Raw genomic sequence first — 16827 nt, 5'->3', positions numbered from 1 at the left:
AAGAGCCCCCCTGAAAAAGACCCGCAACCTACCAATCGGGGTGCGGGGGGAGGAAAAGGAAAGGTCTGGGGGGGCGCGACGGGGGGTCGGAAAACCCCCCCCCCCCCCACGGCGCCGAACTCCTCTTCCAGGTTCTGACCGAGTGCGGCTCTGGTCGGTCAGAGAAGGTTTCTGTCACGATGCTCCAACCGGATCTCCGCGAGGCGGGCGGGCACGTCCACCGTAGAAGCCGCGATCTCACTGGGGATCGCGAGAGCCGCAAGGTCATCGCGTGACTTCATGATGCCCTGCCAGTTGCATGGGGGCTGAGCCAAGCGTCCAGGGCCGTGAGAATTCCGACGGCCAGAGCAAGTGCAGGCTGCCACTTCATCAGCCATCCGAGCTTTCCGTGCAAGTGAGGCCTGGTGCAGTCTGGATGGTGAGTGGCGGACATCGGTCACGCGGGGATGCCCGCGACGACTCCCGGCGCCATGTCGAAACGAAATCCGGGCGACGTTGCATAGTCCCCCTTCGCGACTCCTCGTCGCTGGGGTCTGTCCGGCTGATCTTGCGGGCCGTGTTGGCGTAAGGCGGTGGTTGCGCGCTTGCCCGCGCGGTTCTAAATCGCGCGGCTTCTAAATCACGCGACACCGCCTCCGAGCTGTGGGAGCCTCACCCGCGATGACACAACGAACTGATACACCCCCCACGTGGGACGAACGTACGCAGCTGGCCACCTTCCTGGATTACGCCCGTGACACGGCGCGAGCCAAGTGTGAGGGCGTGTCCGAGGAGAATGCCCGCAAGGCACCGCTCCCGCATTCACCGTTGATGACGATGTGCGGGCTGATCAGCCACCTGCGATGGGTCGAGCATCACTGGGTCCAGGTGATGTTTCTCGGCGAGGAGCCCGAGGGGCCGCTCACGGCGGCGACCGACGACGACCCCGACCCCGAGATGCGGACAGCGGTCGACATCCCGATGCCCCAGCTTCTCGCCGAGTACGAGGAACAGAGCGCCCGCTATCGCCGCCTGGTGGCCGACCGCGACCTGAACTCAACGGCCGAACGACCTATCGGCGACGGCCGCCACGTCGACCTGCGCTGGGTGCTCCTCCACCTCATCGAAGAGATTTCCCGCCACAACGGTCACCTCGACGTCCTGCGTGAACTCGTCGACGGACAGACCGGCGTCTAGCTTCTGCCTGGCATTCATGGGCGGAGCCAGAGTCTGATCGAGGCGAGGGTGACAGTGCCGTGGAAGACATAGGCGCGTCGCGTTTGTCGAACCTCGTGGCCACGGCCCGGAAGTTCTTGAGGGCGTTGATCGCTCGCTCAACTTCGTTCCTCCGCTTGTAGATCGTTTAGTCGAAGCCAGCGGGTCGGCCGCCTTTGCTGCCCCGATGTTGGCGGTTGGCCCGCTGGTTCTTCGGTTCGGGGATGGTGTGCTTGATCTGGCGTCGGCGCAGGTAGCGGCGCTTACGGCGGGAGGAGTACACCTTGTTGCCGCCGAGGTGGTCGGGCCGGGTGCGCGGGTGTCCGCCGCCGAGGTGGCCGACGCGGATGCGTTCCATGACCGGGATGAGCTGCGGGGCGTCGCCCCACTGACCCGGCGCGATCAGCAAGGCCAGGGGGCGGCGTCCCCCTTCGCCGGCGAGATCAATCTTGCAGGTCAGGCCGCCCCAGGAGCGACCGAGTCCCTCGACCGAGTCCCTCGTCGGGGCGGTGCTGCCGGGGCGTACGTCTTTTCCCGGCCGCACCGGCGCCGACTTACGGGCCCCGGCGGCGTGCTGGTGGGCCCGGCAAGAGGTCGAATCGACGCTCATCATCGACCAGTCGATTCGGCCTTCCGCGTCGGCGTCGTCCAGGACGGCCGTGAGGATCCTGTCCCACATGCCGTCCGCCGACCAGCGTCGATGCTGCTCGTACACGGTCTTCCACGGACCGGAACGCGCAGGCAGATCCCGCCACGGCACCCCGGTGCGCAGCCGATACAGGATGCCGTTGATGACCCTGCGGTGGCTGACCCAACGGCTGCCTCGCTTCCCGGACTTCGGCAGATGCAGTTTCAGCCGGGCCCACTCCACATGCGTTAGATCTCCCCGCCCGATGCCCATGCCAACGACCCGAAACCGAGGCGGACAAGATCCGTCGGACAGACCCTGACCATGCACGAGGTCGGTACGGCAGCACTTGCCCTACTCACCCGGGGCCTCGTGGCCCAGGCGACTGCCCGCAGACTGGGCATCTCCGTGCACACGGTGCTCAAGCATCGCAAGCACATCTACCGCAAGCTCGACTCCCACGATCGGCTCACCACGGTTCTGCTCGCACAAGAACTCGGCCTGCTGCCGGCAGGGACAGAACAGGCCGCCGGTGACGGAGCGGTACGACAGTGCCGACTGGCCGAGCGAGCCGCCGCAGGACGAACCCGGCGGTCCACGTTCAGCGCGGCTGCGCGTGTGTCCACGCTGGATCGTGCGGGGAAGCACCTCGCTCCTGGAAGGGAGGAGCGAGGCGCAGGTGCTGGTGCCGAGGACCCCAACCGCAGGCAGGCCGGCGAGAACCCTCTCCGCGGCGTCGCTGGGGCGGTCGACGGTGAGCGTTGAGGCGAAACGGCTATTGGCCGGGTACCGATCGGCTACGTCAACTCGCCGTCCCGCGCGACGATCTGACCGCCGTGGACGACGACGTCACGGCGAGGCATGTCGACCACGACCTGCGGCACGCACTCGCCCTGTACGAGCATGAAGTCGGCCGGAGCGCCGGCGCTGAAGTCCGCGCGGTCCAGCCCCAGCACGTCGGCGCCGCCGTGTGCGCCGACCTCGTAGCACGAGGTGAGTTCAGCATCGAGCCGCACGTCCGTGATCCAGCCGAGGATGTGCGCGCGGTGCAGCATGTCCGCGTTGCCGAACGGGCTCCACGAGTCCCTTACCCCGTCCGAGCCGAGGCCGACCCGTACTCCGTGCTCCTGCAGTTTGGTGATCGGCAGGACCAGGGACTCGTTCGGCGCGACCGTCGTCAGCGCGATGTCCAGATCCGCCAAGTCGCCTGCCATGCTGTCCAGTTCCTTCTCATCGAGGAACGGCAGGCAGAAGACGTGACTTACTGTCACCTTGCCCCGCAGCGACAGCGCGCGGGTGCGCTCGACAATGCCGCGCAGCACCTTCGTGCCTTTCTCGTCGCGGTCGTGCAGGTGGATGTCGACGCCGACGTCGTAGCGGTCGGCCAGGTCGAAGAGCAGGTCGAGCTGTTCGTCCATGGCCTGGTCGAAGCTGATGGGGTCGATGCCGCCGACCATGTCGATGAGACCGCTGCGCGCCGCGTCCTTGAGCAGCTTCGCCGTGCCGGGCGTACGGATCACACCGTGCTGCGGGAAGGCGACGATCTGCACGTCGAGTGCGTCGGTGAGCCGTTCGCGCGCTTCGGCGACACCCTCGACACCGGCGAGGCCGTAGGCGGGCGCCACGTCGGCGTGGGCCCGCATCGCACGCGTGCCGCGCGTCACGGCGTGCGCCATCAGGCCGTACGCGCGCTCGCCGACCGGACGGCGCTGGGTGCGGAACACCTCGACGTCCTGCGCGCAGTAGTCGGCGATGCCGCTCGCCGGCTTGCGCGTGATCCAGTCGCTGCCCCAGGTCGTCTTGTCGGGGTGGATGTGCGCGTCGACGAGAGTGGGCAGGGCGATCCGGCCGCCGCCGTCGATCACCTTGGCGCCGCGCGGAGCCGGTTCGTCGCTGATCCGGCCGTCTATCACCGTGAGGTCGACGGCCTCCTTCGCGGCGAACGGGCGTACGTCACGGAAGACCACGGCCTTCTTGGGCCGGTGTTCCTGGTGCGTGGTCTGCGCGGCCTGCGCCGCTGTCGGAGTGAAGGCGGTACCGAGCGAGGCGGCGCCGCCGGTGAGGACACCGCGCCGGGACAGGGGAGGGGGAGTCATGAGGTTCTCCTGGAGATGGCTGGGAATACGGCGTGCGTCGGTGAAGGCGTGCCATTCAGAGTGCGAGGCCCGAACGGACCACGCGGGTCGGGGACTTGAGAAGCCCCGGATCCTTGAGTGGATCACCCGCGAGCAGGATGACGTCGCCCGCGTGGCCGCGGGTCAGCCGGCCAACGGTGCCGGTGAGGCCGAGTAGGCGCGCGGCCCCTGTGGTCGCTGTGCGGATCGCGTCCAGCGCGGACAGTCCGGCCGAGTGCATCAGTTCGACCTCGCCGCCGATGGGGTGCACCGAGCCGCCCGACGAGTCGGTGCCCGCTGCCAGGGGCACGCCCATTTCGTGGGCGGCCAGGACGGCCTTCTTCAGGATTGGCAGGTAGGTGCGGCCGCGTTCGGCGAGCACCGGGTCCGAGGACGTGGCGAGGCCGGCGATCGCGGTGAGGGTAGGGGTGAAGTACGTGCCCCTGCGCAGCATTTCGCGCAGCGTGCGTTCCGCGACGAAGACGCCATGTTCGAGGGAGCGGATGCCGGCGGTCACCGCGTCGTGGCAGCCCCGCTCGCTGTAGCTGTGGCAGAGCACGCCTTTGCCACCGCGCCGGGCGGCCGTCACGACTTCGGAGAGCTGCTCGTACGAGTACACCTGAGCGAGCGGGTCCTGCTCGGGCAGGCCCGCGCGTTCGTTGACCCGGGTCTTGACGACGTCGGCTCCGCGCGCGAGGTTCACCTCGACGACGCGGCGCAGCGCCTCGGCGGACCGCACGCCATTTTTGAGGCGGGCGAGCGCGGTGAGGTCCGGGTCGGCGAGGATCGTGTCGCCGAGGTCGGGGGTGACGAAGATGCCGGCGGCCTGCAGGCGGGGCGCGTGTTCGGGTGCCTGGCGGGCCAACTCCCTTACCGCGATGTCCTGGTAGAAGTTCGTCGATCCGCTGCGGGCGCTGGTCGCGCCCTTGCGGACGGCGTCTTGAGCCTCGGCCGCGGTGTTGAGGTGGATGTGCGCGTCGACCAGACCGGGCAGCACCCACTGGCCTTGCGCGTCCAGGCGCGGGGCGCCTTCGGGAACGTCCACGGCGTCGCGTGCGCCGGAGGCGCGAACCACTCCCTCGCGGATGACGACGACAGCGTCCTCGGTGACGTCGCCGGTCGCCGGATCGAGGAGGGTGCCGCCTTCGATGACCAGGTCACCGGCGTGGGCAGCAGGACGTGTTGCTGCGGCCGCCGCGGCCTTCGTGGACGAGGCGGCGCCGAGCGCGGTCGCGGTGCCGGCGAGGGCGGCGGAGGCGGCGAGCACACCGCGGCGGGTCAGTCGGTTGGGCGGGGGCGCGGAGGGCTCGACGCACATGGGGGCTCCTTGTGGGGAGGAGGGGGCCTGGCCCATGTTTTGTATACCAAGGGGGAGTGAGGGGACAAGATTCCCTTCGCTTATGTCGGATAAATGAGCGAGATGCGGAGGTGGGGAGCGGCTGATTCGGCAGACGGTATACAAAACGATGCGGCTTCGTGTAGGTAGGTTCGCCCCTGGAAGCAGGCTCAGCCGTGCACGTCCGCCTCGTCCTGCGAGATCGCCATCGTCCGCCCGCATACGCGCGCCCGGCCCGGACACCGCGGTACGCCCCGCGGCGAGCGCCGACACCGCCTGCGAGAGCGACATCCGCCCGTCGGCGATGCGCAGGGCCAGGCGCCGCGGCCGGGCTGCGGGGCCGACGTAGCCGAGCACCTCGGCGTCGGCGGTCTCCCTGTGCCGGATCATCTGCCAGCTTCGTGCCGCCCGGTACGGACTCACCCCCCGTTTGACGATGATGCCCTCGATGCCCTGCGCTTCGAGCTGCTCGAGCCAGACGAGAGCGGTGTCGCGGTCCTCGGTTGCGGGCGCGGCGTGGAGCGGCGGCGTGCCGTCGAGAACGTCGAGCAGCGCCGCCCGGGGAGGATGCGCGGAAGCGGACGGCTCTGAAGCCGATGCGACTGTCGCGCCAGATGACCGCCTCGCCGTCTAGAACGGTGTGAGCGTGACAGCAATGGAGGAAGTGCAAGGTGCGGCGGCCCACGAGGTACGGGCCAGTGGGGAACGGCAGCTCTAACCTGCTGCTGTAAGGAGGTCGGGGCGCGATCTACGCGGACTTGACGGAGACGGCCGGTGTGGCGCCCCAAAGCGGCGCTGACAGGGCCAAAGCGAGCAGAGTGGCCAGAGCTGCTCTGCGATGTCCGGGCACCATGAAGTCGAAGCCAGGCCTCGTGCTCCACAACACGTCCGGCTCCAGGCCTACTCGGTCGTACCCCTGTCGGTGGATCCCGTCAGATCCTGGTATCACACAGATGACGGTGCGCGGTCTGCACCTTGGAGACGAGCAGGTGACGATGTCAGCGCCCATTGAATCGCCACGACCGCCACCCCGGTGAACCTACGCGGTCACAGCTCTAGCCAGGTTTGATGGTGGCGAGCTGCGCGAGTAGCAGGACCAGTCGATAGGCGTCGGCGAAGTCGGCGGCTGTGAAGGTGACTGTCCGGCCACCTTCACCGCGTGAGACACCTGGCACGAGTGTCGCCAGGTCAACCGTGAACGGCGCGGAAAGGTCGACCTCGACGTCAATCGGTCCGGCAAGGGCCAGCGGTGAGACCTGCGCACGCTGGGTGATGGCTTCTGAGGCAGCATGGCGCAGCCGCTCCCGAGCTTCCTCGGGGTGCAGGGCGACGGCGGCGCCCTGCCCGAGGGCTTGCTTGACCGCGACGGTGACCGCGGTGGGGACCAGATCTTGCAGTTCGGCGCAGGCGCTGTCATCACCGCTCAGCAGCACAACCGGTACGTCCAGGTGTCCGGCCATGGCGGCGTTGAGGCCGATCTCGCCCATGGAACGTCCGGCCACGCGCACGTCGAGGATGCCGTCGTTCATGGTGTGTGCCAGCACGGCCGGTCCGCCGCCGGCGCGGGCGTGGTAGCCGATCAGCAGAACCGCGTCGGTCTGTTCGTCGAGTCCGCCGAGCATGCCCAGGGGCCGCGGCTTGCCGCGGACCAAGTGCGCCCGGCGGTCGAGCTCTTCGGGCAGCAGGTTGCGGAAGGGGCCGTGCGCATCGGCAACCCGCACCTCGGCCGTGGCTTCGACGTCCAGAACACCGGCGATCACGGCGTTCGCCTCCGCCGTCATAAGCGCTCGGCCGCGCTCGTAGTCGTAGCGATCCGGGTTTGTCTCGGTGGGATGCACGATCCCCGAGATGCCCTCCATGTCAACAGAGATCAATATCCTCATAACTCAGAGAGCCTAAGTCTTCTGCACGCCGGGCTGACACTGCACGACAGAACACCTGACCTTGTCGGCCAGGCCGTCCCCAGGCCCTGACGGTGTTTCTCGTGAACATCCAGGAGCTTGTCGATCACCACATGCCGCCGCAACCAGCGAACAAACGCTGCTGCTGAACGCGTACGAAGCCACTCAGGCGTGTGCAGGGGGGAAGGGCGTATCGGCTGAAGGCCGCGTACGTTTCCGGGGCAACTTCGCGACCAGGTTGTCGACCTCAGCCGGATACTGGAGACCGCGCGCATGGGGAGATCCGCTGTCTCCGCACCCTGACCGTCGCGCCATCGAATCGGGCTGCTGAGCGCCGCCGACTTGCGCGTCGTGCTGGTCGGGATAATTCGTCGGCCGGTACTGTCCGGGACCCCTACAGCGGCTCCGTCCCCGCGGATAGGGTCACCGGCATGATTGTTTGGCTGAACGGGACCTTCGGCGTCGGCAAGACAACTACCTCGAAGGAGCTTGCCGAGCTCCTTCCAGACGCGAGGGTCTTCGACTCCGAGACCGTCGGCTACATGCTGCGACACGTCCTCAACTCGATTCCCGTCAAGGACTTCCAGGAATGGCCGCCGTGGCGTGGTCTGGTCGTGGAGACCGCTTCGCAGGTGCTCGACTTCGTCGGCGGGGTGCTCGTCATCCCTCAAACGGTGCTGGTCGAGCAGTACTGGGGAGAGATCCACGCCGGGTTGGCGAAGGCCGGCATTCCGGTGCGGCATTTCGTGCTCCACACCGATCCGGACACACTGGCCCATCGCATCGAGAGTGACACGGTCGAAACGGGTGCTCGGCAGTGGCGCCTGGACCACATTTCCCGCTACCAGGACGCCCTTCCCTGGCTGCAACGAGAAGCCGAAACCATCGACACCACTCACTGCTCGCCCGCCCAAGTTGCGCAGACGATCGCTGCCGGCGTTCCCAGCTAAACGACCGGATCCACCGCTCGACTAGACATGTTCATCTGGCGAACCACCAGCTCACAGGCTCTGAGAGGCGTCAGGGATCGACACAACGTCGAGGCCGGCACGCTGGTGCACGGCTGGCCCCATATCTGTTCCGGGTGGTGCGCAGCGATTCGCGCGATCTCTCGGGCGGGAGCCTCGGCCGTGGGGCACGGGGGAGTGCCGGCACCTGATGCTTGTCCTCTCGGTGAGCGTGGGAAGGCAGGTGGTGTGCAGGATCGAGACCCAGACGTCTGTGCCGCGGGTGGTCGATGAGCAGCCGTCACCGCTCGTGTGCTCCTTGACCAGGGCCGTACCCCGAGTGTCTTCGGCGGTGTCGCTTGCAATGGCGGAGACCGGGTGCTGGGGGTTCGGAGAGCTGACGCGGATGAGCATGCCGTTGGGGGTTCGAGCGATGACGACCGTCGTTCCGGACTGAATCGGCGCTCGGTCTGGGGTGCTGGTACGCGTTCGTCAGCAGTTCGGAAGCGGCGAGGGTAATTCGCCAGTCGAGCTCCACCGAACCCCACAGGGCCGGGCACGAAGGCAGCGACACAGTGGGCTGGCCCGGCTGCCAGCTACCCGAGCGCGGGCGGAGCAGCGGTATCCGGGCCGACGGCGCATGCTTACGATCAACGTGTCGTACTTCATGAACGGATGGCACTGACATGAGCGTCAAAACAGTTCTGATCACCGGGACGTCCTCGGGGATCGGTCTCGCCACCGCTGTCGCCGCCGCGCGCAGTGGATGGCACGTAGTCGCCACCATGCGCGACACCGCGAAGGCCGGCGCCCTTGATGCGGCAGCCCGGGGTGCGGGAGTTTCCCTGGATGTCCGAGTCCTTGATGTGACCGACCCAGCCTCCGTCGAGGCCTGCCTGGCCGGCATCGATCAACTCGACGCTGTGGTCAATAACGCAGGCGCAGGGCATGTCGGCACCCTGGAGCAGGAGAGCGTCGAGGACGTTCGTGCGGTGATGGAAGTCAACTTCTTCGGCGTGCTGCACGTCACCCGGGCAGCCCTGCCGCTCCTGCGCGCGAGCAAGGGGCGCGTGTTGACGGTGACCAGTGTTGGGGGAGTGGTCGGTCAGCCCTTCAACGAGGCCTATTGCGCGGCCAAGTTCGCGGTCGAAGGGTTCATGGAGTCTCTGGCACCGGTTGCAGCCACCACGGGTGTGTCTGTGAGTGTCGTCGAGCCGGGCGCGGTGGCAAGCGAGTTCGTCAGCAACGTGGGTATCGACGAAAATCTGACGGACAAGGCGGGACCGTATGCCCCGGCCCTGCTGGCCTACCTCGCGCGCACCCGCAACGCCTTCGCCAACGCGCAGGCACCGCAGGATGTCGCCGAGCAGTTGGTCGCTCTGCTGGCCGCCGAGCAGCCTCCTTTCCGGGTGCTGACCTCACAGGGAGCGCGTGCATTCGCCGGTACGAAGCTCAAGGACCTTGACGGCTCCGCGGTACAGGAGCTGACCACGGCATGGGTCTCTGACTGAGCGCACGATTTCAGGGTGTGCGTTTGGTCCTGGTCCAGGGCGCCCGTAAAGGCGGCCTTCGCCGGTGAGGCGACGGACGTGGGATCGATCGCGGTAAGGATGACCATCGTTCTCGACTGATCCGGGACCACACCACCTACCCGCACGCACCTCTTGGTATCGACCCTTCTGACCGCGAGCGCGAGAACCCTGCCCGTTGCGGCCGGCCGGTGATCTGACTCCCACGGGTGTCTTTATCGCGCGCCGCCATCAGAGCTACAGTCTGGTCGGCGGTCCAGTCCGGCGCAGCCTCTGGAGAGCGCTGGGCAGGCAGGGCGTCAATGGGAGCACCTTCCTCAGGAGTTGGGCTTCGGCTCGAGCATGACTTGCTGGCGACGCCTGGCCGCCTGGAACGAGGCCGGCGTCTGGGACCAACTGCACGTCACGCTGCTGAAGAAGCTGCGGTCGGCGAACCAGCTGGACTGGTCGCGGGCGGTGATCGACTCCTCCCACGTCTGGGCTAGCCAATACGCCGCCCCGCACGCCATCACCACGAGTACCGGATCGCGCCCTACGAGGCCGCCGAAATGAGCTGGATGAGGCAGACCGCAGTCAGCTGGCCTTCCCAGGTGCGAGCGGCTCGGACAGACCAGCGACCCGCTGGCAGCGGAACGAGCGCATGTGCAGGGAATCCTCCGCCGTTGGGGTACTCAACGTTCAGGTCCGCACCGGCTTCGGCAGAGTCCATAAGGACCGCCGGACCCTCGGTTTCCCATACGCCGCAGTTCTCCCACTTGGTCGCGGGGTCCGCAAGAGCGGCCTCGGCGGCGGAAAGAAGGGCTGACTCCGAGTCCGCGGCCAGCCACCGAATGAAGGTCCTCTGTTCGGACAGGTAACACGTGGAAGCGGGTTCGTCCGCGAGGAGCAAAGCCTGCGAACCACTGGTTCCCACTGTGATCAACGCTGCCAGGTCTTCGATTTCGCAAGCCCGGTCATAGTCGTCCACGACTGCTCCGGACCCCGCCTGACCGCCTTCCATAGTGCTGCCGCCCCAGTGGTCCAGCATCGAGACGGGCACGGCAATCAACGGCCCACCCATCGACTCTACCCATGTCAAAGGTGGTCGGGCGGCATCTGCATCCGGCTCATGCGATGAAGAGGTCCTCATCAAGGCAGTTTGCCTCCTGCCGCTGACAACAGCGACATCAGATCAATCCCACCAGAAGTCCCAGCTGTTCATGCCGACGATGCGTTCCGCGTAGGCGGCCAGGGTGCAGGGGTGGAAGCCCTGCCAGATGTTGTCCGGGCAGAACGCAAAGTGTTCGGCGGCGACTTGGAGGGCGTCCTGGATGTTCGTCGGGGGTTCCGCGACGCTGAGGTGGAGGGTGTCGGCGCCGACGGCTACGACACGCGCGCCGAAGCGACGTTCCCAGTCGCGGACGACGGCGGAGAACTTGGCCGTGTCGTTGTCGTAGTTGGCGGGGCCGTCCCAGCCGACGGCGGTGAGCGCGTCCGCGCCGCAGGCGGCGGCGACGAGCCCGAGGCGCGCTCGGGGGTGTTGGTCGGCGAAGACGTGCGCGTACTCGACGGCCATCTCGTTGGCGCCCGCCACGGGTTCGTGGCTGAGCACTGTGTTCGACCAGGTCTGGGTGAACGGTGCGGTGACGGCGATTCGTTCGTCCGGCGTCAGCAGGTCGTCGTCCTCGTCGATCTCCGTGTACGTGCTCCACCACTGTGCCAGGAGGTCGGCCGGGTTGTGCGCGTGGGGTGAGGTCATGAGCTCGGGGAACAGTTCGCCGGATGCCCAGGGTCGGAATTCGGCGTCGTGTGGGTCACGGGCATCAAGAAGGAGTGGCCACAGCCTTGAGGTGTTGTGCTCGGCGAGCAGTCGGGTCCACAGGCGGGCGGAGGTTGGGGCGTCGCTCAGCCACAGCGGCTGCACGGCACCGCTCCCTTCATCGGAAGTGATCATCCGTCCCGCCGGGAGCGTTACAGCGAGAGAGGCGAGCAGTTCAGGGGTCATGAGCGGAGGCTAGTTCGAGGGTCTGACAATGCGGATGATGATGCCGTGACGCACGTGACTGATGACCATGTGAATGTTCACTTCCGGATGGACGCGGATGAGGACGGCTGGCCGCCGGCGAGCGAGGAGAGCCTGTGGGCGGTCGATCTGGGTGAGGGGACAGTCCGGTTGGAGAACACTCCGTGGTTCGTACGCGGAGTCGTCGGCGACGACATCATCCGCGTGGCGATCGACGAGGACGGCGCCCGCTGGGCCGGAGAGACGGTTCGGGCCTCGCAGAACTGCACGATCCGGCTGATCCTTCTCAAGGACGGTGGCTCTACTGCGGCCCGGCAGAGCGTGCTGGACGTCTTTCACCGCTTCGGTACGACCGGTGGGGGCATCGAGCAGTTCGGCATGGTCGCTCTGGACGTTCCGCCCGATGCCGACCTTCGGCAGATACGCAGGCTCGTGGAGCATGGCGCGGCAAGGTAATGGTGGCACTGGGAAGAGGGGCGCGTCACCGACACTCGGAGATCTACGATCGCGTGACAAGTAGCGCTGCCGGGAGTCACTCCACCCCGTGCAGCCAGGCTGTGCTCTCAACGACGGCTGGAGTCGGCCCATTCGTCACGGTTCCACATGACGGGCATGGCCCCGACGGGCTCGAACCGGATGTCAGGGTCGTTGCTGTGGACCAAGGCGAAGAACCGACGCTGCACCACAGCCGCCCTGCGCGCCTGGTCGGCAATGATGTCCAGCACGATCTGGGCCGCGCTGGGGGATGCGGCGGCGAAGCGGTCGTAGTCGGTGAGGCACAGCACGAGTCCGATGCCCTCGGCGGTCTCGTCGTAGGGACCGAAGCAGGCCACGTCTCCGAGGCAGTCGTTGAGGGCGTCCAGGTTGTGGCCGTAGTAGTCGGGGAACTGCAGGGCCGCAGCGACAGCTTGGTGCATGTCCCGTTCCGTCGCCCACGCGTGCGCTTCCAGGTGGACAACGCGGAAGCCGCGGTTCTCCAGATGCTGAACAGCCTTGGTGAGAAGGCTGCGTCGCCAGAAGAGGGTTACGAAGGTGTTGCTCATGTACTCGATGCCGGGGAGCCGATCTGACGTGTCATGAGGGGCCGGCGTCCGGGCGGTGTCGCGCCGGAAAAGATCCAGCAGCCGGAAGAACTCGTCGACCGGCGTGTTGTCGGCCGGTGCGTGACGCTCGATCTCGGCGGACCAGGTCAGGGAGCTGGATGTCCCGTAGTGCTGGTGGAGCCAGTTGACGAAGTCTTCCTCGGGCCAGACGGCGCACGGCTCGGAGGCGCAATGCACGGCGAGCCCCACGCGGTAGCCGGTGAGGATGGACTGCAGGTGCTGGAGTGAGCCGCCCGGCAGCCACATCCCGGGGCGCAGTCGGATTTGCTCCAGGAAGTCGTACACATCGGAGCACTCACCCCAGTGTTTGACGACGCTGTCGGAACTGTTGTCGGTCGGCATGTAGGCAGCCTACGAGGCGTTCGCCGTGCCGTTCGATCAGTCGGCACTCGGCAGCTTGGCCACTGCACAAAGGGCTCATCGTTCTCCGCTTGCTGCGCGGTGCCGTGCGCATTCTCGAACGAACAAGCTGTACCGGGCCATGGTCTCCTGGTACTCGGCGGGCTTCAGCTCACGCCGATGGGGCTGCGCCTGCACCCATTGCTGCCAGGGTCCGTCCGGCGCAAGGAGGCGGGTTGCGTGGTCGGTGTCGTGCGTGGCGTCGAGGTGGAGCAACGCGCCGAGGGCGGAGGTCTGGTCGTAGTCCAGATCGGGACGGGCCAGGTAGCGATCGAGGTAGGTAACTAGCAGCTCGGCGTCGGCCGAGGTGCCAAAGGCTGCCAGGGTGATGCAGTACGCATGTCCGGCGTAGCAGACCTCGCTGGCCAGGAGGAGTTCACCCAACCGGTGCCGGAAGGCGGTGCGGTCGGCGATCGCGATCAGCCAGGCGGCGGTCTTGCGTTCACGCCACCCGCAGTCGAGGAGGAGATCAAGTTCGCGGGGTGTGATGGCGTCCGCGGCCTGGGCCAACTCACCGGCAAGGCGATGGCGTTCACGCTCGCTCAGGCGAAAGATCCCGTAGTTCAGGCGCAGGTACCGCCGGTCGAGAGCGACGTAGCGGCGGCGTAGTTCGTCGAGTTCCGGATCGTGGTCAGTACGCATCCCTGCATCCTGCCCGACCGACTCCTCCAGGGCGCTGGAGTTCGCCACCTCTGAGCCGACCCAGAGCAGCGGCAAGGCCCCTCTACGGCTGCAACAACCGGATCCACGAGGGCCAATTGTCATGTTGTTTTGACGCGTTGAAAGACCGCGACTTCACGGATTGCGGCGTTTGCGGTCGCCTCTGGACGTGGGGCGAGCCGCTGATCGCTGGGGCCCTACGGTGTGCTGGGGCCCACACGGATGATCTGTCCGTATGGCCGTACAGAGAGCCTCTCGGTGGCGCTCTGAACCCGTCGGCGTGTGTCCGGAGCGACGCGCTCGGGCTGATAAAAGACGTTGGAGACGGTACCCAGGGAGACTCCTGCGTCCTGGGCGACGTCGGCCATGCCTATGTGTCGCCTCGCCATTGTTCGCTCCTCACCGGCGCTCAGGGTTGTCTGTCGGGCGCGGCCGTGCTTGCGCGGACGATCAGGCGGGGGGTCATGGTGGCCTGCACCGCATGGTCGCGCGTGCCTTCGACGCGTTCGATGAGCAGGCGTGCGGCCGTGGAGCCCATGTCCTGGCCGGCCTGGTCGACGCTGGTGAGCTGCACTGTGGCGAGGGCGGCGAGGGCGGTGTTGTTGTACCCGACGACGGACACGTCCTCGGGGATCCGCAGGCCCAGCTCGTGGGCTGCTCGCCATACCCCGAGGGCGGCGACATCGGCACCGGCCATGATGGCGGTGGGACGGTGCTCGCCGGCGAGCAGGCTGATGCCCGCTTTGTAGCCGCCCTCGTCGGAGTACGCGGCCTTGCAGACGCGGGTCTTCGCGGCTAGTCCGTTGCGCTCCATCGCCGCGGTGTATCCGCGGGTCAGCTCGATCTCCGGGGTGTTGTGCCACTGGCTGGCGCGGGTGCCGGGGGAGGAGACCAGCGCGATGTCGCGGTGGCCGAGGCTGACGAGGTGGTCCACGACGAGTGTGGCGCCTGCCGCGTCGGCGTCGGCTACGGAGTCGTGGACGTCTGAGGGGTCGTGGTGCCCGATCACGACGGTGGGTGTGGTCTGCGCCGTGTGCAGCACTTCGCTGCGTTTGGTGCCGGGCGCGATCAGGATGACGCCGTCCATCTGCCGGTCGACCATCGCGCGGATGGTCTTGTCCTGAGCGTCGGCGCCGAAGCCGGCGGCACCGATCATCACCGTGTACTCGCTGTTGTCGAGCTGGCCCTGGATGCCGTCGAGGATGTCCGCGAAGAAGCTGTTGCGGATGTTGTCGAGCAGTACGCCGATCGTGTAGGTCCGGCCGCGCATGCCGCGGGCGGCGGCGTGCGGGCGGTAGTTGAGCTCCTCCATGGAGGCGCGGACCTTGGTCTGCATGGAGGAGCTGACTCCGTAGGCGTTGCGCAGCACTTTGGAGACGGCTGCGGTCGAGACCCCGGCGTGCTGTGCGACGTCCGTGATGGTCACGCGCTTCTTGTGTTCTGACCCCGGCATTTCAGGCGCCCCCAGTACTCGGCTCATGGTTCATGCAACGGTCTACACGATGTTGTGCCCGATCCGCCAGGTGTGCGCGGCCTTTCCAGGATGTTACGGCGGAATGTCTTGACGAGGGCCAGGGCGGAGTGCACTGTGGTGCGCACTTCGCCGTGGAGAACGTTACACAAAAGAATGACTCCCCGGTTTCTTTCGCAGGCCCTTCGCCGTGCGTCCTCCGCTTCAACGATGACTGGGAGCATGCTGTGAACACCGACTTCACCTCCGCCAGACGGGCCCGCCTTGCTGGGCTGAGCGCCGCTGCCGCCCTTGCCGTGTTCGCCACCGCCTGCGGGGGAACGGGCGGAGGCTCGGCCTCTGCCCCCAAGGACTTCAGCTACCTCACCAACACCGAGAACACGACGGTCAAGACGGCGCTGACCACGCTGTCCAAGGGGAGTTGTGCCGATGACAACAAGGCGCTGCCGCTGAAGGTGGAGACCGTTCCCCAGACCAGTCTCGATCAGAAGCTCCAGCTGCTGGCCGGACAGGGCGCGCTCCCGGTCCAGTTCGCCGCCGGCAACGCCCCCGCGCTGACCGACCAGCTTTACAAGTCCGGCAAGATCGCCGACATCGAGGCGGAGCTGAAGAAGCTCGGCGTCCTGGACCAGATCCAGCCCGCCGCCCTTTCCACCATCAAGGCCCTGTACGACGGCAAGGTCGAGGTCCTGCCCTACGAGTACAACATCGAGGGGATCTTCTACAACAAGAAGATCTTCACCGAGAACGGCCTCGACGAGCCCGGCACCTGGGACGAACTCACCGCGGCATCGGCCAAGCTGGAGGCCAAGGGCATCCAGCCGTTCGCCGCCTCCGGGCAGCAGGGGTGGCCGCTGACCCGTCTCATCAGCGGCTACCTCTACCGCAGTCTGGGCCCCGACGCGCTCAAGGACGTCAAGGACGGCAAGGCCAAGCTCACCGACCCGCAGTACGTCAAGGCCGCCCAGGAGATCGCCGACCTCGGCAGAGAGGGCTACTTCGGCAAGGGCGTCGGCTCGATCGACTACGACACGGCTTTCAACCAGTTCCTCACCGGCAAGTCCGCCATGTTCTACATGGGCAGCTGGGCGCTGACCAATATCGCCGACCCCAAGCAGAACACGGTCGGCGCGGACAACATCGGCTTCATGCCCTTCCCCGCCGTGACAGGTGGCAAGGGCTCCATCGACCAGTACCCCTCTAACGTCGGCCTGGCCATGACGCTCGGCAAGAAGACATTCGACTCCAAGGTCGGCGACTGGGTCACCTGCATCGCCAAGAACTACGGCAGCACCGCGCTGAAGGACCAGGGCTCGATCTCCGGCTTCAAGACCAACACCCCGGTCAAGGACCCCAACGAGGTCACCGCCAAGGTCCGCAAGACGATCGGCGACTCGAAGCAGAACGTCCTGTGGTTCGAGGCGCTGTTCAGCACCAAGGCCACCACTGTCAGCCAGACCAACGCGGCCAGCCTCGTCAACGGCAGCATGAGCGCGAAGCAGTTCATGCAGACCGTTCAGGACGCGCTGAACAGCAAGTGAGG

16 protein-coding genes and 2 pseudogenes are annotated in these 16827 nt (G+C 66.9%); 7 read left to right on the top strand and 11 right to left on the bottom strand.

Annotation, left to right across the window (positions count from 1 at the left end):
- Nucleotides 1–660 precede the first annotated feature (660 nt).
- The gene (locus tag ACFVDP_RS08150) at nt 661–1176 is read left to right on the top strand and encodes a DinB family protein (RefSeq protein WP_383485162.1); all 516 of its coding nucleotides are present in this window, start codon (nt 661–663) and stop codon (nt 1174–1176) included.
- A 14-nt stretch (nt 1177–1190) separates the two neighbouring features.
- Here ACFVDP_RS08150 and ACFVDP_RS08145 read toward each other — a convergent pair.
- Nucleotides 1191–2089 (bottom strand): annotated as a pseudogene (locus ACFVDP_RS08145) (IS5 family transposase).
- 57 nt (nt 2090–2146) lie between these two features.
- Between ACFVDP_RS08145 and ACFVDP_RS08140 the strand changes: the two are divergent.
- The gene (locus ACFVDP_RS08140) at nt 2147–2587 is read left to right on the top strand and encodes a response regulator transcription factor (protein ID WP_383485159.1); all 441 of its coding nucleotides are present in this window, start codon (nt 2147–2149) and stop codon (nt 2585–2587) included.
- A 32-nt stretch (nt 2588–2619) separates the two neighbouring features.
- Here ACFVDP_RS08140 and ACFVDP_RS08135 read toward each other — a convergent pair whose 3' ends face one another.
- From ACFVDP_RS08135 to ACFVDP_RS08125, 3 genes are all read right to left on the bottom strand, one after another.
- Nucleotides 2620–3918, bottom strand: coding sequence for an amidohydrolase (locus ACFVDP_RS08135; RefSeq protein WP_383485156.1), 1299 nt, complete (start codon nt 3916–3918; stop codon nt 2620–2622).
- 55 nt (nt 3919–3973) lie between these two features.
- Nucleotides 3974–5254 (bottom strand): amidohydrolase family protein, encoded by a 1281-nt coding sequence (locus ACFVDP_RS08130; protein ID WP_383485153.1) that lies wholly within the window; start codon nt 5252–5254, stop codon nt 3974–3976.
- A 1073-nt stretch (nt 5255–6327) separates the two neighbouring features.
- Nucleotides 6328–7155: a M55 family metallopeptidase gene (locus ACFVDP_RS08125; RefSeq protein ID WP_383485150.1), complete on the bottom strand. Its 828-nt coding sequence runs from the start codon at nt 7153–7155 to the stop codon at nt 6328–6330.
- A 449-nt stretch (nt 7156–7604) separates the two neighbouring features.
- Between ACFVDP_RS08125 and ACFVDP_RS08120 the strand changes: the two genes are divergently transcribed.
- On the top strand, nt 7605–8123 hold the full coding sequence (locus ACFVDP_RS08120; protein ID WP_383485147.1) for an AAA family ATPase: 519 nt from the start codon (nt 7605–7607) through the stop codon (nt 8121–8123).
- Here the strand turns inward: ACFVDP_RS08120 and ACFVDP_RS08115 are convergent.
- A complete protein-coding gene (locus tag ACFVDP_RS08115; RefSeq protein WP_383485144.1) occupies nt 8120–8425 on the bottom strand; it encodes a DUF5999 family protein in 306 nt (101 codons plus the stop codon). The genes ACFVDP_RS08120 and ACFVDP_RS08115 overlap by 4 nt on opposite strands.
- A gap of 381 nt (nt 8426–8806) precedes the next feature.
- On the opposite strand from ACFVDP_RS08115, the gene ACFVDP_RS08110 reads away from it, so the two are divergent.
- Together ACFVDP_RS08110 and ACFVDP_RS08105 are read left to right on the top strand one after the other, a co-directional pair.
- On the top strand, nt 8807–9631 hold the full coding sequence (locus ACFVDP_RS08110; protein WP_383485141.1) for an SDR family oxidoreductase: 825 nt from the start codon (nt 8807–8809) through the stop codon (nt 9629–9631).
- Between the two features lie 318 nt (nt 9632–9949).
- Nucleotides 9950–10132: pseudogene (locus tag ACFVDP_RS08105) on the top strand (transposase); the annotation flags it as partial.
- Between the two features lie 49 nt (nt 10133–10181).
- On the opposite strand, the gene ACFVDP_RS08100 reads toward ACFVDP_RS08105, so the two are convergent.
- Nucleotides 10182–10778 (bottom strand): Imm21 family immunity protein, encoded by a 597-nt coding sequence (locus ACFVDP_RS08100; protein WP_383485138.1) that lies wholly within the window; start codon nt 10776–10778, stop codon nt 10182–10184.
- Nucleotides 10779–10820: 42 nt separating this feature from the next.
- Nucleotides 10821–11387: a DUF4253 domain-containing protein gene (locus ACFVDP_RS08095; protein ID WP_383485134.1), complete on the bottom strand. Its 567-nt coding sequence runs from the start codon at nt 11385–11387 to the stop codon at nt 10821–10823.
- A gap of 291 nt (nt 11388–11678) precedes the next feature.
- Between ACFVDP_RS08095 and ACFVDP_RS08090 the strand changes: the two genes are divergently transcribed.
- Nucleotides 11679–12107 carry a DUF4265 domain-containing protein gene (locus tag ACFVDP_RS08090; RefSeq protein ID WP_383485132.1) on the top strand — a complete coding sequence of 143 codons (429 nt, stop codon included), beginning with the start codon at nt 11679–11681 and terminating at the stop codon, nt 12105–12107.
- Between the two features lie 107 nt (nt 12108–12214).
- Here ACFVDP_RS08090 and ACFVDP_RS08085 read toward each other — a convergent pair whose 3' ends face one another.
- The 4 genes from ACFVDP_RS08085 to ACFVDP_RS08070 form a co-directional block, all read right to left on the bottom strand.
- On the bottom strand, nt 12215–13096 hold the full coding sequence (locus ACFVDP_RS08085; protein ID WP_383485129.1) for a barstar family protein: 882 nt from the start codon (nt 13094–13096) through the stop codon (nt 12215–12217).
- A gap of 75 nt (nt 13097–13171) precedes the next feature.
- Nucleotides 13172–13795: a DUF6000 family protein gene (locus ACFVDP_RS08080; RefSeq protein WP_383485126.1), complete on the bottom strand. Its 624-nt coding sequence runs from the start codon at nt 13793–13795 to the stop codon at nt 13172–13174.
- A 215-nt stretch (nt 13796–14010) separates the two neighbouring features.
- Entirely contained in the window at nt 14011–14181 is a 171-nt protein-coding gene (locus ACFVDP_RS08075; protein ID WP_383486040.1) for a LacI family DNA-binding transcriptional regulator, read from the bottom strand.
- A 41-nt stretch (nt 14182–14222) separates the two neighbouring features.
- A complete protein-coding gene (locus ACFVDP_RS08070; RefSeq protein WP_383485123.1) occupies nt 14223–15239 on the bottom strand; it encodes a LacI family DNA-binding transcriptional regulator in 1017 nt (338 codons plus the stop codon).
- Nucleotides 15240–15511: 272 nt separating this feature from the next.
- Between ACFVDP_RS08070 and ACFVDP_RS08065 the strand changes: the two genes are divergently transcribed.
- Nucleotides 15512–16825 (top strand): ABC transporter substrate-binding protein, encoded by a 1314-nt coding sequence (locus tag ACFVDP_RS08065; protein ID WP_383485120.1) that lies wholly within the window; start codon nt 15512–15514, stop codon nt 16823–16825.
- Nucleotides 16826–16827: the final 2 nt, after the last annotated feature.

It is taken from the genome of Streptomyces sp. NPDC057694, assembly GCF_042799415.1.
GTDB lineage: Bacteria > Actinomycetota > Actinomycetes > Streptomycetales > Streptomycetaceae > Streptomyces.
Note: the sequence above shows the minus strand (reverse complement) of the source record. Positions and strands in the feature narration are given on the sequence as shown.